Raw genomic sequence first — 13,956 nt, 5'->3', positions numbered from 1 at the left:
TTTTTGAGGATTTCAGCGCCAAATGCCAGAGAAATGCCTGGGAAATGCCCAAGAGGTGGACCCATGACCGCGCTGTACGCAGCTCCAGGGCATGGCCCGCACGGGTTTGAGCGCGGGCCTGTCGCCAGCGAAGATGGGACAATATCGGCCATGACTCAGACCATCACGATTACCCGCCCCGATGACTGGCACCTGCATGTGCGCGATGGCAATGCCATGCGCTGCGTGGTGCCGCACACTGCCCGCCAGATGGGCCGCGCCATCATCATGCCCAACCTCAAGCCCCCGGTCACCACGGCAGAGATGGCGCAGGACTACCGCGCCCGCATTCTGTCGGCCGTGCCTGCAGGCAGCCGGTTCCAGCCGCTGATGACGCTGTATCTGACAGACAACCTGGGGCCCGAGGAAATTGTGCGCGCCAAGGCGGCCGGCGTGGTGGCCTGCAAGCTCTATCCCGCAGGTGCCACGACCAATTCCGACCATGGCGTGACCGATCTGCGCAAGATCTATCCGACGCTGGAAGCCATGCAGCGCGAAGGCCTGGTGCTGCTGGTGCACGGTGAAGTGACCGATCAGAGCATCGACCTGTTCGACCGCGAGGCCGTGTTCATCGAGCAGCAGCTCAAGCCTCTGCGCCAGGATTTCCCCGAGCTCAAGATCGTCATGGAGCATGTGACGACCAAGGAAGCCGCCGAGTACGTGGCCGCAGCCGATGATTTCCTGGCAGCGACCATCACGCCCCAGCATCTGCTGTTCAACCGCAATGCCATCTTCCTGGGCGGCGTGCGCCCGCACTTCTATTGCCTGCCGGTGCTCAAGCGCGAAACCCATCGCCTGGCACTGGTGCAGGCCGCCACCAGCGGCAGCCGCAAGTTTTTCCTGGGCACGGACAGCGCTCCTCACGCCGCGCACCTGAAGGAAGCCGCCACCGGCTGCGCCGGCTGCTACAGTGCTCACGCCGCCATCGAGATGTATGCCGAGGTGTTTGACGGCGTCGGCGCCCTGGACAAGCTCGAAGCCTTTGCCTCCTTCAACGGCGCCGATTTCTACGGCCTGCCCCGCAACACCGACACCATCACTCTGGTCAAGGAAAGCTGGACGCCGCCCGTGAGCTTTGAATACGGCGAAGGTGCGCAGCTCAAGCCGCTGCGCTTTGGCGAAGCCCTGCCCTGGAAGATGCTGGATTAAAAACAGTAGCTGCAAGCGCCTGTTTTCAGTTGAATTGCAGGTGTTTTCACTCTGAAATATAGAAAGGAGTTGCGCGAGCTGCTCCTTTTTTAATTTGGCGTTGCGCAAGGCCTCGGTTAGGCTTGGCCAAACAGCGCTCAGGAGATTGCATGCCCAACGATGTCCAGCCCAAGATTGCCTTGCTGATCGATGCGGACAACGCGCCCGCAGAGATGATTGACGAGATATTGACCGAGCTGTCCACCTTCGGCCTGATCAATATCCGCCGTGCCTATGGCAACTGGACCAAGGCCGGTCTGCATGGCTGGCAGAGCAAGCTGCTCGAATATGCCGTGCGGCCCATGCAGCAGTTCGATTACTCCAAGGGCAAGAACGCGACCGACATGGCCATGACGGTGGATGCCATGGAGCTGCTCTATACCGAAAAGCCCGATGCCTTCGGCATCGTCTCCTCGGACGCCGACTTCACGCCGCTGGTCATGCATTTGCGCGCCAAGGGCGCTGCCGTCTATGGATTCGGTGCGGAGCAGACGCCCAAGGCTTTCGTCAACGCCTGCTCGCGCTTTCTGTATTTCGATGCGCTCAAGGAGCTGGGCGACGGCATTGCCAGCCGCAGTGAACGCCGCGAGCTGGAAGAAGATGCGGGGGAAGCTTTGCCGCAGTCATCTGCCAGCCTTGTCGCGGCTGTGACGCCCGTGCCTGCCATCCTTGAAAAAGCACCAAGCTCTGCGGAGCCGGCGACTCCGGCTCCGGTGCCGACCAATTTGCTGCGCCAGAACACCAAGCTGCTGGCGATGTTGCGGGATGCGGTGAAGGCTACCCAAGATGAGGCCGGGTGGGCGTTGGTGGGTACGCTGGGCACGCACATCGGCAACAAGCTGTCTTTTGATGCGCGCAACTATGGCTACCCTTCCTTGAGCAAGCTGCTGGCGGCAATTCAGGCATTTGAATTCCGCGATGAAGGCACTTCGCGGGTCGCCGTGCGTGACAAGCGCATGAAGAAAGCTGCATCGCCCCAGAGCATCTCGGCCGCAATGCCACCGCCAAAATAGCGGCATGGAATGCATGAATCCGCCGCGCACCGCATGCCCGGGCCTGTCGAGTGCCAGCGATGCCGAGGCATTTTTGGCGATCGACTGGTCACGCCCTTGGCTGAGCTGTCTGGCCTGTGCCGGGCGGACGATGGCGCAGCGCATTGCGAAAGGGATGCCTGTGTACCTTGCGCTCAATGACAGGCTGCCCCCGGCATTGAGCGATCATGGCTGGCACTTTTTGCCGCAAGAGGCTTTGCCGCCAGGCCAGGCCTATGAGGCCTTCATCCACCGAGAGCGCGGCATTCCCACGCGCGACAATCTGCATGACTTCTTCAACGGCCTGATCTGGCTGCACTGGCCGCTGCTCAAGCAGCGGCTCAACGCGCTGCAGGCGGCCGAGATAGCGCGCCAGGGCGTGGGAGCGCAGCGCGGTCGCCTGCGCGATTCGATCACGGTGCTGGACGAAAACGGCGGCTTGCTGCTGGCACCTCAGGCCCTGTGCGATGCGCTGCGCGACAAGCGCTGGCAGGAGCTGTTTGTGGCCAGGCGTGCGCTATGGCAGCAGGCGCGCTTGCTTCCCATAGGCCATGCCCTGCTGGAAAAGCTGGTTCAGCCGCGCAAGGCCATCACCGCACATGTGATCTGCGTGCCGCTGGAGCAGGCGCCGCGCCTGGCATCGCTGGCCAAGGCCGATGGCTGGCTGGACGATCAGTTGCGGACCCAGTCTTGCAATTTGGCCAGCAAGCCCTATCTACCAATTCCCATATTAGGAATCCCGGACTGGTGCCTGCAAAACCAGAACTTTTCCTTCTATGATGACTCTCTAGTTTTCCGAGCCCCACGTACCGCACAAACAACACAACAACGGGTACCGCCAGAAAGAGAGCTGGCTTGATGAGCATTCGTCCTGCACAGGCGGTGCCTCAGGGGTTCTGGTCATTTTGTCCCCTGTGTGGAGTACACCCTCGATGAAACGTATTGCCTTATTTCTACTGACCAATATCGCCGTGGTGGCGGTATTGGGCATCGTCGCCAGCTTGCTGGGCGTCAACCGCTACCTCACTGCCAACGGCCTCAATCTGGGCGCCCTGCTGGGTTTTGCCTTCATCATGGGCTTTGGCGGCGCCATCATCTCGCTGCTGATCTCCAAACCCATGGCCAAGTGGACTTCGGGTGTGCAGGTCATCAACGAGCCGCGCAACGCCGATGAGGCCTGGATCGTCAACACCGTGCGTGGCTTTGCCGAGAAGGCCGGCATCGGCATGCCCGAGGTCGGCATCTATGAGGGCGAGCCCAACGCCTTTGCGACTGGTGCCTTCAAGAACTCGGCCCTGGTGGCCGTGTCCACCGGTCTGCTGGAAGGCATGACGCGTGAAGAGGTCGAGGCCGTGATCGGTCACGAAGTGGCCCACATCGCCAATGGCGACATGGTGACCATGACGCTGATCCAGGGCGTGATGAACACCTTTGTGGTGTTCCTCTCGCGCGTGATCGGCTATGCGGTCGACTCCTTCCTGCGCCGCAACGACGAGCAAAGCTCGGGCCCCGGCATCGGCTACATGATCACCACCGTGGTGCTGGATATCTTGCTGGGCTTTGTCGCCGCCATGATCGTGGCCTGGTTCTCGCGCCAGCGCGAGTTCCGCGCCGACGCGGGTGCCGCACAGCTCATGGGTCGCAAGCAGCCCATGATGAATGCGTTGGCTCGTCTGGGCGGCATGCATCCGGGTGAGCTGCCCAAGAGCGTGGCGGCCATGGGCATTGCCGGCGGCATCGGCCAGCTGTTCTCGACCCACCCGCCCATCGAGCAGCGCATTGCTGCACTGCAAAACGCCCGTTAAGCGTACACATGTGTAAACGGCCGTAGCCGGTCTTTACCGCTGCTTCACAAGCCCCTGTCAACAGCTGGCAGGGGCTTTTGCGTTGTAAGAGCATCTACATGTCCCCGGACTTTCAGGAGTTGTGATGTCCTTCATCTCTCAAACCATGACCCGCCGCCTGCTGCCGGCCCTGCTGCTGGGCGGCTCGGCTGCCCTGCTTGCGGGCTGTGTGGTGGCCCCGGCCTATCCGGCTTATCCGGCGTATGGATCCGAGGTGGTCGCGGGCGACGTCTATGCACCCATGGCCCCGCCTCCCCTGATCAACGAGGTGATCCCGGTGGCTCCCTCGCCGGCCTATGTCTGGATTGGCGGCGCCTGGGGCTGGGGCGGCGGACGCTACAACTGGCGTCCCGGTCGCTGGGCCGTGCCGCCACGTCCCGGCTACGGCTGGCATGACGGGGGCTGGAACCATGGCCCTGGCGGCTGGCATCATGGCGGTGGCCATTGGGGACCGCGCCGCTGAGGGCGTCCGCTAGGTGACAAGAGGTGGCACTGGCCCGCTAGGCGGTCGGTGCCTGCGTCGCTAGAGTCGGGTGCAGGAGGTGTGCCGTGAATCCTGCTCTTGTCACCCGCCGCGAAGGCGCTGTTCTCGTTCTCTCCAACAACAACCAGGCCGCGCGCAATGCGCTGTCGCCCGAGTATTACCACGCGGTCATGCAAGCGCTGCGTGGGGCCGGCACCGATGCCTCGGTGGCCGCCGTGATCCTCACGGGCGAGGGCGGTCATTTCTGCGCTGGTGGTGATCTGAACCAGCTGGCGACGCGGCGAGAGATGCCGCTGGCCGAGCGCCGTCTCAGGCTCGAGGATCTCAACCATCTGATGCGTGCCATACGCGACTGCCCCAAGCCCGTGATCGCGGCGGTGGAGGGCGCTGCTGCGGGTGCGGGCCTGTCTCTGGCCATGGCTTGCGACATGCTGGTGGCGGCAAGGTCGGCGGTTTTCTCGGTGGCCTATGTGAAGGTCGGCCTCACTCCCGACGGTGGTGCGACCTCGTTTCTGGCCGAGTTCATGTCCCGTCAGTTGCTGACCGAGCTCTGCCTGACGGGCGAGCGCATCAGCGGTGAGCGCATGCATGCCCATGGCTGCGTCAACCGTCTGGCGGAGCCGGGCCAGGCCCTGGAGCAAGCGCTGGAGATGGCCCGGCAACTGGCCCAGGGGCCGGAGGTGGCGACCGCGCGTATCAAGGCGCTGTGCCGGGTGGCCCACCGCCACAGCCTGGAGGAGCAGCTGGCGCTGGAGGCCGACCATATGGTCGAGGCGCAGGGCAGCGAGGAGTCCCGCGAAGGCATTGCCGCATTCCTCGAAAAGCGTGCCCCCGACTTTGCCAGGCTGCGCGGTGCCTGACAGGTCGTATCCGGTGGCCTAGCGAACCGTGTAGTTGAGCTGGAACATCACGCCGGCATTGCCCAGCACATTGATCTGGGCTCCCCAGTTGCGGTTGAAGTCATAGCCCACGGCCGGAATGGCCGTGATGCCCCAGCCATGCCGGTTGTTGAACGGGATCTTCTTGTTGTAGGGAAACTTGTAGCCGTGAATGATGCCGCCCGTGACCTTGAAGAAAAGGCCAGGCACGCTGTCAAACGGCCTGAAGCGCCAGCCATAGTAGGCGTACTGGCTGGGCTGGCCGAATGAATTCTTGAAATAGGCAAAGCCCGCGATATGGCGCTCGTCCAGTTCCTTCTCGGCCTGGATCAGCCAGACATAGGCGTGCTTTTGTTCGTCGGGCTCGAAATCGTTTTCCTTTTTGGCATCGGAGAAATGCCAGTCCAGGGGGGCGTAGCCAAACATCCAGCCAGACAGCGCAGAGGGCTTGCTGCCGACGGTATCTGCAGCAGCGGAATCACTGGTTTGTGCGCCGGCACTGGCGGCAGCCAGCCAGCAGGCCAGTCCCAGGGTTAGAGAGGCAGGGGCGAGTCGCAAAGGTTTCATGGTGACGCTTGACGTGCGATGAAGCCCTCAGCGTACCGATGCCCAGCCTGGTGCACTGTCAGTCAGCGTCCAAAAACCTGTAGAGCCATGACGTCAGGTATGGAAGAGCACCCATCAAAGGCAGCCAGCAGCAGGTCTGGCAGCCTGGGAGTGGGTGCAGCGAGGCTGTCTGCTTCGCTTACAGAGCGCCGCCCGAGCCGCGCGCGCCCGAGGAGGGGACTGCTACGCCGAGAATCGCTGCAGCCACGGCCTCGCCGACCTTGATGCCGTCCACACCGGCCGACAGAATGCCGCCCGCGTAACTGGCACCTTCGCCGGCCGGGAACAGACCGCGCGTGTTGTCACTCTGGAAGTCGGCGCCGCGGCCGATCTTGACTGGGGACGAGGTGCGGGTTTCCACACCGGTCAGCACGGCATCCTTCATGTCGTAGCCGCGAATCTTCTTGCCGAAGGCGGGCAGGGCTTCGCGCATGGCCTCAATTGCATACGTAGGCAGGGCCTGGTGCAGATCGCCGAGGCTGATGCCGGGCTTGTAGGAGGGCTGAACTTCGCCGATCGCGCTGGAGGGCTTGCCGGCCACAAAGTCGCCCACGAGCTGGCCGGGCGCGCTGTAGTTCTGGCCGCCGAGCACATAGGCTTTGGACTCCAGCTGGCGCTGCAGCACAATGCCGGAGAGCGGGTGATGCTCGCCTTTTTGCAGCTTTTCGACGCCAAAGGTCTTGCCGTCAAAGGCCCAGGCAAAGCTCTCGGCGTCCTGCGGGTAGTCCTCAGGGCTGATGGCGCAGACCATGCCGGCATTGGCATTGCGCTCGGCGCGCGAATACTGGCTCATGCCGTTGGTGACGACACGCCCGGGTTCGCTGGTCGCGGCCACCACGGTGCCGCCAGGGCACATGCAGAAGCTGTAGACGGCGCGGCCGTTTTTGGCATGGTGCACCAGCTTGTAGTCGGCAGCGCCCAGCAGCGGATGGCCGGCATCCTTGCCCCAGCGGGCGCGGTCGATCACGCTTTGCGGATGCTCGATGCGAAAGCCCACGGAGAAGGGCTTGGCCTCCATGGCCACGCCGCGCTCGTAGAACATGGCAAAAGTGTCGCGCGAGCTGTGGCCCAGAGCCATCACGGCGTGATGGGTGGGCAGTGCATAGCTTTGGCCAGTGGTCTGGTCGAGCACCTGCAGCCCGACCAGCTGGCGCTGGCCGTCGACTTCTTCGATCTGTACATCGGTCACGCGCTGCTCGAAGCGGATTTCGCCGCCCAGGCGCACGATTTCCTCGCGGATGCCTTCGACCAGCTTGACCAGCTTGAAAGTGCCGATATGGGGGTGAGCCGCGTAGAGGATCTCGGGCGGTGCACCATAGGTCACGAACTCGGTCAGCACCTTTCGGCCCAGATGGCGCGGGTCCTTGATCTGGCTGTAGAGCTTGCCGTCGGAGAAGGTGCCGGCACCGCCTTCGCCGTACTGCACATTGGACTCGGGCGTCAGCTCGCGCTTGCGCCACAGCCGCCAGGTGTCCTTGGTGCGCTCGCGCACGGTCTTGCCGCGCTCCAGCACGATGGGCTTGAAGCCCATCTGGGCCAGCACCAGTCCGGCAAACATGCCGCAGGGGCCAAAGCCCACGACCACGGGGCGCTCGTCCAGATCCGCCGGGGCCTGGCCCACGGGCTTCCAGCTCATGTCGGGCGTGGGGTTGACATGTGGATGGTCGGCAAACTGCGTCAGCAGCGCGGCCTCCCGGCTTGCGTCGGCCAGCGTGATATCGACGATGTAGACGGCCAACAATTCAGCCTTGCGCGCATCGAAGCTGCGCTTGTGCACATGCACATTGGCAATGGCGTCGGCCGCAAGGCCCAGACGCTCGGCCGCGAGCTGGGTGAGCTTGTCCGTGGGCTGGTATTCGGTGTGGTTCTCGGGGTGGTATTCAACCGCCGAGAGAGGGAGTTTGAGTTCTGCGATCCGGATCATGGCTTGTACCTATCAAGCAAGGGTCTGGATGGTAAGCCAAAGCCTTTGGGCTGGCTCGGCACGGTCGGGGTGACCTTGGCGCCTGATCGGTGAAACTATCAAAAACCATAGCGAATGGCGCTTTGCGGTAAAGGCATGGATCGCATTTTTTTATAGCATCGGTAAAGATGGGGCGGTCGCTGACTGCGTGGGCGGCTGCGGCGCTAGCATGGTGCGATTCACAGACGAGTCCTTGCCGCCCATGACCCAGCCGCACTCCTCATCCGAAACGCTTGCACCGTCCGCGCGCGCAACTTCACGCAGAAGCTGGCTGCGGCAATCTGCAGCCCTGCTGGGGGCACTGCCCTTGGTGCCATTGCCCGGTCGTGCCGCGCCCGCCACAATCGGTTCGGCAGCAGCGCCGGCCACGGCCGGCACGGCGAAGGCCGCTGCTCCATGGCTTAGCGGCGGCACCAAGGCCATCACCGCCGCCGTACGCAGCATCAATCCGTTTGCTGGAGCAGGGCTGGCGGGCGGTTGCCGCCTGACCTGCGAGGCCACCATAGGCCCCTGCCATACGCTGTCGCCCGAGCGCATGGATGTCAGCGATGGCTGGGATGGCCTGCCGCTGCATATGCAGATCCGCGTGGTCAACGAGCGCTGCGAGCCGGTGGCGGGAACGATTGTCGAGATCTGGCATACCAATCACACGGGCGGTTACTCGGGCCAGATTCACCGCATGTGCAACAACGATGCCGCCGATGTGAACAAGCAGTTTTTTCGCGGCTATCAGCGCACCGACGGCCATGGCGTGGCGCGCTTCGACAGTTGCTACCCCGGCTGGTATCGAGGCCGTGCCGTGCATGTGCACTTTCGCATTCTGCAGGGCAGCTACGACCCGGCGGACAGCGCTGCATCGTGGCTGACCAGTCAGTTGCTGTTCAGCGATGCGCTCAACCACGAAATCTTTGCGCAGGCACTGCGCTACAAGGACAAGGGCCAGCCCGATACCCGCCTGGATGTGGATAACGTGGTCGGGCAGGAGCCGGACAAGACGCCTTATGTCTTCGATGTGCAGAACCTGGGCGGGGTGATGCTGGCATCGAAGACCGTGGTGGTGCGCAGCGATAGTGCCGACAAGCTCTGCCAGGTCAAGGGCTTCATGCCGCCAGGCGGCCCAGGGGGGCCAGGTCGGGCTGGAGGTCCGGGGCGGCCCGGCGGCATGCGGCCGCCGCGCCCGGGCATGATGCCGCCACCTCCGCCCGGCACCTGAGCCAGGCTTCAGATCACCAGTCTGGAGTAGCCGATTCCGGCCGCTTTTTCCACGCGGATCTGCGCCGGAATGCGCTCCTTGAGCGCTTCCACATGGCTGATGACTCCAATCATCTTGCCGCTGGCGTTGAGTGCGTCGAGCGCGGTGAGGGCCATCTCCAGCGTGTCGCCGTCCAGCGTGCCGAAGCCTTCGTCGAGGAATAGCGAGTCAATCGAGGTCTTGCTGCTGACCAGGTCGGACAGTGCCAGTGCCAGTGCCAGGCTGACGAGAAAGGCCTCGCCGCCGGAGAGCGTGCGCGTGTCGCGTGCCACATCACCCTGCCAGCCGTCCACGATGTCCAGCTCCAGCTCGCCAGTGGGCTTGCGCCGCAGCAGATAGCGACCGTGCAGGCGCTGCAGGTGCCGGTTGGCCAGATGCAGCAAATGGTCCAGCGTCAGCCCCTGTGCAAATTTGCGGAACTTGTCGCCCTTGGCCGAGCCGATCAGGCCGTCCAGCCGCTGCCACAGGTCGCAGTCTTTTTCCTGCTCGGCAATCTGGGCCAGCAAGGCCTGCTGGCCGGCGCGGCGGTCATCATCATCCTTGAGGCGGGCGCGGTGGGCGCCCAGTTGCTCGGCCTTCTGGGCGCGTTCGGTCTCCAGCTGGGTAATGTGCTCGGTAATGGTTTCAGGTGCTTCATCGCTGAGCGCCTGCGCTTGCAACTCGGTCAGTCGCTGGCTTGCATCGGCCAGCAAGGTGGCTGCGCGTTGTGCCGCGCCCTGAAGCTGGTTGCTCAGTGCCTGCAGACCTTGCTGTTCGGCATCGGACAGCAGGGCTGCGGTGTACTGCGCCTCGTCGGAGAACGGGCTGGCCTGCAGCGCCTGCTGCCATGCGAGCAGGGCCGTCTGCGTCGATTGCTGCAACTGCTCGAGCGTGGCTTGGGCCTGGCTTGCCTGACCTTGCAGCGTGGCCAGCTGCTGCATTGTCTGCTCGATCAGGATCTTGCACTCTTGCAGCGTGGCGGCGGGTGGCGCTGTACAGGCAGTGGCGTCGGCGGGGAGATCGGGCAGGGCCTGGCTGCGTTGCAGCCAGTGCTCGGCATCCTCTGCGGCTTGCTCGACCCGGCGTTGCAGCAGGTCGATCTGCTGGGCCAGCTCTTGCATTGCCTGTTGCTGGCGCTGCCATTGCTGCCATTCCTGCTGTCGTGCAGCCAGCCACTCTGTCGTGTCCGCGCTGTCGGGCAATGCGTAGCCTGCCGTTTGCAGAGCAAGCTGCAAGCGATTTTGCAGGTCGCCGGCCTGCTGCATCAAGGCTTGCAGTGCCTGGTCGGTCTGCTGCTGCTGCGTCAGATTGTTCTGCCGAGCCTGCTGGGTGCTGGCCTGTGCATGCTCGATCTGCTGCTGGTGTTGCACAGCCGCCTGGCAGGCGTCCTTGGCCTGTTGCAGTTGGCGTTCGGCAGTTTCGGCATCGGCCAGGTTCTGCTGCAGCTGCGCAATCTGCTGCCCGGCTTCAGCGCAAGCGGTGCGCAGTGCATCGGGCTGTTGCCATGCCGCCTCATCCAGCGGCACCGCGCTCTGTGCGCGTAGGTCAGCCCAGCGTGCCAGCCATTGTTCAATCTGCTGGGCAATGACCTGATGCTGCTCCTGCTGCTGGTGCCGCTGACCCTGGGCAGTGGCCAGCGCGGTGTTCAGCTGCTCGCCCTGGCGCTGCAGCAACTCGAGCTCGCTCTGCGCTTGCTGCAGTGCAGCGGCAGTGGCCGATACATCCAGCGCCGCGTATTCGGTGATGGCCGGGTGCTCGTGCGATCCGCACAGCGGGCAGGCATCGCCGGGCTGCAGCGCGGCGCGGTGCTCTTGCAGGCTCTGGATGAGGCGCTCCTGGTCAAGCAGGGCTTGCTTGTCGGCCACCTTGTCCTTGAGCGCCTTGTACTGCGCACGCAAGTCATCGCGTTGCGCAAGCTGCTCCTGAATGCGGGCTTCAACGGAGCTCAACGCCTGCGCATTGCGTTGCTCTTGCGCATCCAGGGGCTGGCGCAGTGCGGCATGCTCCTGCAACTGCTGCCAGTGATGCAGCTGGCGCTGCGCGTTTTGCCAGTGGCTGCGCAGTTGAGGCAGGCTGCCGTGCGTGGCCAGCAGCTGCTGCAGGGCTTGTTCAGCGGCCTGCTGCTGCTGCAGCGCCAGGGCAGCTTGCCGTGTCGACTGCATGCCTTGCTGTGCCTGCTCATCGGCCTGCTGCTGCAGGTGCAGGGCGACTTGCTGCAACTGCATTGCCTGCGCTTTTGTCTGAGCAGCTTGCTGCTGCAGGTGCTGGCCTTGCTGCAGCTGCTCGCGCCAGCCGCTGAGGTTTTCACCCAGCAGGGCGCGGCTGGCATGGGTCTGCAGCCATACGGCCAAATCAGCCTGCTGAGCCTGTGCAGACTGCAGCTGCAGCCTTGACTGCTGCAGCTGATCGCCAGCCAATTGCCGGGCCTGTTGGTGTTGCTGCCATTGCGCGCTTTGGGCTTGCAGCCGCTGGGTATGCAGTTGCTGCAATTGCGCGGCCTGTTCGCTTTGCTGGTCTTGCGCCTGCTGCCAGCGATGGTGCATGGGCTGGATTGCCTGCGCAGGTCCGTGGGCCTGCAGGCGCAGCAAATCGTGCGCGGCATCACTGAGCGCTTGCTGGGCGCTCGCTTGTGCATTGCGTGCCTGCTCCACCTCCTGCATGGCCTGCATGGTCTGTGCCTGCCAGCGTTGTACGGTTTGCAGCTGCTGGTGGCGTGCCTGCAGATCCGTCAAGCCGGTTTGCAGCAGTGCCGCCTCGGATTGCAGCTGCTCGCGCGTGCCTGCATCCAGCAGCTGCATGCCCTGGGCCTGTGCCTGTTGCTTTTCCAGGGCCTGGCGGGCGTCGCGGGCGCGTGCAAAGACGCTTTCCGAGATGCGGCCGTAGATATCGGTGCCGGTCAGTTCCTCGAGCAGCTCGGCACGCTCATTGGCCGTGGCCTGCAAAAAAGCGGCAAAGCCGCCCTGGGCCAGCAGCATGGACTTGGTAAAGCGCGCAAAGTCCAGCCCGGTGATCTCGGCGATGCGCCGGGCTTTGTCCTTGATGTGGGTGGTGAGTATGCTGCCGTCCGCCACCAGTGCCAGCTCCACCCTGGGCGCTTGCAGGGCTGCGTCCGGCTTGCCGCGCGCGCGGCGCTGGCTCCAGAAGGCGCGGTAGGCCACACCTTTGACTTCGAACTCCACCTCGGCTTCGCACTCGCCGGTGTGGCGCGTCATGATGTCGTTGCTGCCGCTGATGCTGTCGAGGCGCGGCGTCTGGTGATAGAGCGCCAGGCAGATGGCATCGAGCAAGGTGGACTTGCCCGCACCCGTGGGTCCGGTGATGGCAAACAGGCCGTTGTCGGCAAAGGGGGCGACGGTGAAGTCCACCTTCCACTCGCCCTTGAGCGAGTTCAGGTTCTTCAGGCGCAGTTTGAGAATTCTCATGCCGCTGCTCCTTGCTCGTCATGGAGGCCGTGCAGCACTTGTCGATAGCGCTCGGTCAGCGCCGATTGCAGCGGCGGCTCCAGGCTCTCCTGGGCCAGTCGGCGCGCAAACACATCGAGCGGAGTGAGTTCATCAAGCGACTCGCGGGCCTCGCCGGACAGCAGTGCCGAAGCCTGGCTGCGCTGGCGCTTGATGCGCAAAATCTCCACGGGCAGTGACTCGGCCATGGCCTGCACGCGCGCCGTGAGGTCGGACAGGTAGTCGTCTTCCTGTACCGTCACTTCCAGCCAGACAGGCAGATGGTTGCGGGTTTGAGCGGCGGCAGACTTCAGCAGCTCCGGCATCTGCGCCAGACTGCCGGTGATGGAGGCCATGGGCTGGAACACCGGCACGGGCAGGGCGGTGACGGCCTGCAGTCCGTCGGCATCCAGATCCACCAGCAGTACCTGCTTGGTCTGCCTGGCTTCGTCAAAGCCCAGCGCGATGGGAGAGCCGCTGTAGCGGATGTGATCGAGCCCGCCGACGAGCTGCGGCTTGTGGATATGGCCAAGGGCGATATAGCAGGCTGGCGGGAAGGCATTGGTCGGAAAAGCCTCCAATGCGCCCACATAGATTTCACGTACCGATTCATTGCTGCTGGCCCCCACCGTGGTCAGATGGCCGGTGGCAATGATGGGCAGCAGCTCGCCCTGGCTGGCCTGTATCTCCTGCTGCGTTTGAAGGGCTGCGGCATACACGCGCTGGTAGGTGGACGCAATCGCGGTTTGCAGTGCCTGCTGCTTGTCCTGTGCGCTTTGTCCGGCCTGGCTTTGCTGCACATCACGCGGGCGGATGAAGGGCAGGGCGCAGACGATGCAGCCGGGCTCCTGCGCTGTGCCGCGCCGCGCCAGCGTGACGACATGTCGGGCTTCATCACCGGTCGAGCTGACCACCTGAGCGCCCAGGTAGGTCAGCAGCTCGCGGCTTTCATCGAGCACGCTGACCGAGTCATGATTGCCGGCCAGCAGTAGCAAGGCCGCGCCTGCGTCGTGCAGGCGCACGATGAGCTGGTTGTAGAGTTCGCGCGCATAGCTGGGCGGGGCTCCGGTGTCGAAGATGTCGCCGGCGATCAGCACGGCATCTACGACATGGGTCTGGACCTGGGTGAGCAACCAGTCGATCAGGGCCTGATGCTCGGTCTGGCGGCTGCGGCCCATGAAGTGCTGGCCCAGATGCCAGTCGGAGGTATGGAGAAGACGCATGCGGCGATGGTATGCCAGACGGGGCGACT

General features: G+C 63.9%; 11 protein-coding genes. 7 read left to right on the top strand and 4 right to left on the bottom strand.

All coding sequences use genetic code 11. The annotated features are described in order from the left end of the window. Nucleotides 1-141 precede the first annotated feature (141 nt). The 6 genes from pyrC (at nucleotide 142) to AC1RTQ_RS02410 (ending at nucleotide 5,446) form a co-directional block, all read left to right on the top strand. Nucleotides 142-1,188 carry a dihydroorotase gene (gene pyrC / locus AC1RTQ_RS02435; protein ID WP_304349467.1) on the top strand — a complete coding sequence of 349 codons (1,047 nt, stop codon included), beginning with the start codon at nucleotides 142-144 and terminating at the stop codon, nucleotides 1,186-1,188. A gap of 149 nt (nucleotides 1,189-1,337) precedes the next feature. Continuing rightward, nucleotides 1,338-2,240 carry an NYN domain-containing protein gene (locus AC1RTQ_RS02430; protein ID WP_492874062.1) on the top strand — a complete coding sequence of 301 codons (903 nt, stop codon included), beginning with the start codon at nucleotides 1,338-1,340 and terminating at the stop codon, nucleotides 2,238-2,240. Nucleotides 2,241-2,244: 4 nt separating this feature from the next. Next, nucleotides 2,245-3,117 carry a DUF3025 domain-containing protein gene (locus AC1RTQ_RS02425; protein ID WP_492874060.1) on the top strand — a complete coding sequence of 291 codons (873 nt, stop codon included), beginning with the start codon at nucleotides 2,245-2,247 and terminating at the stop codon, nucleotides 3,115-3,117. A 73-nt stretch (nucleotides 3,118-3,190) separates the two neighbouring features. Then, complete coding sequence (gene htpX / locus AC1RTQ_RS02420; RefSeq protein WP_003068113.1) at nucleotides 3,191-4,063, top strand: protease HtpX; 873 nt, start codon at nucleotides 3,191-3,193, stop codon at nucleotides 4,061-4,063. Between the two features lie 124 nt (nucleotides 4,064-4,187). Then, on the top strand, nucleotides 4,188-4,565 hold the full coding sequence (locus AC1RTQ_RS02415; RefSeq protein WP_492874058.1) for a hypothetical protein: 378 nt from the start codon (nucleotides 4,188-4,190) through the stop codon (nucleotides 4,563-4,565). A gap of 86 nt (nucleotides 4,566-4,651) precedes the next feature. Continuing rightward, the gene (locus tag AC1RTQ_RS02410) at nucleotides 4,652-5,446 is read left to right on the top strand and encodes an oxepin-CoA hydrolase, alternative type (RefSeq protein ID WP_492874057.1); all 795 of its coding nucleotides are present in this window, start codon (nucleotides 4,652-4,654) and stop codon (nucleotides 5,444-5,446) included. An 18-nt stretch (nucleotides 5,447-5,464) separates the two neighbouring features. Here AC1RTQ_RS02410 and AC1RTQ_RS02405 read toward each other — a convergent pair whose 3' ends face one another. Together AC1RTQ_RS02405 and AC1RTQ_RS02400 are read right to left on the bottom strand one after the other, a co-directional pair. Further along, nucleotides 5,465-6,031 carry a hypothetical protein gene (locus AC1RTQ_RS02405; RefSeq protein ID WP_492874056.1) on the bottom strand — a complete coding sequence of 189 codons (567 nt, stop codon included), beginning with the start codon at nucleotides 6,029-6,031 and terminating at the stop codon, nucleotides 5,465-5,467. A 178-nt stretch (nucleotides 6,032-6,209) separates the two neighbouring features. Further along, nucleotides 6,210-7,994: an NAD(P)/FAD-dependent oxidoreductase gene (locus AC1RTQ_RS02400; RefSeq protein ID WP_492874054.1), complete on the bottom strand. Its 1,785-nt coding sequence runs from the start codon at nucleotides 7,992-7,994 to the stop codon at nucleotides 6,210-6,212. Nucleotides 7,995-8,202: 208 nt separating this feature from the next. Here AC1RTQ_RS02400 and AC1RTQ_RS02395 point away from each other — a divergent pair, with 208 nt between their 5' ends. Beyond that, nucleotides 8,203-9,246 carry a dioxygenase family protein gene (locus AC1RTQ_RS02395; protein ID WP_492874053.1) on the top strand — a complete coding sequence of 348 codons (1,044 nt, stop codon included), beginning with the start codon at nucleotides 8,203-8,205 and terminating at the stop codon, nucleotides 9,244-9,246. A gap of 8 nt (nucleotides 9,247-9,254) precedes the next feature. Here the strand turns inward: AC1RTQ_RS02395 and AC1RTQ_RS02390 are convergent, their stop codons facing one another. Both AC1RTQ_RS02390 and sbcD read right to left on the bottom strand, forming a co-directional pair. Continuing rightward, on the bottom strand, nucleotides 9,255-12,686 hold the full coding sequence (locus AC1RTQ_RS02390) for an SbcC/MukB-like Walker B domain-containing protein (RefSeq protein WP_492874052.1): 3,432 nt from the start codon (nucleotides 12,684-12,686) through the stop codon (nucleotides 9,255-9,257). Further along, complete coding sequence (gene sbcD / locus AC1RTQ_RS02385) at nucleotides 12,683-13,927, bottom strand: exonuclease subunit SbcD (protein ID WP_492874050.1); 1,245 nt, start codon at nucleotides 13,925-13,927, stop codon at nucleotides 12,683-12,685. The genes AC1RTQ_RS02390 and sbcD overlap by 4 nt, the downstream gene beginning before the upstream one ends. Between the last annotated feature and the right edge of the window lie 29 nt (nucleotides 13,928-13,956).

It is taken from the genome of Comamonas sp. GW821-FHT11H03, assembly GCF_058807955.1.
Note: the sequence above shows the minus strand (reverse complement) of the source record. Positions and strands in the feature narration are given on the sequence as shown.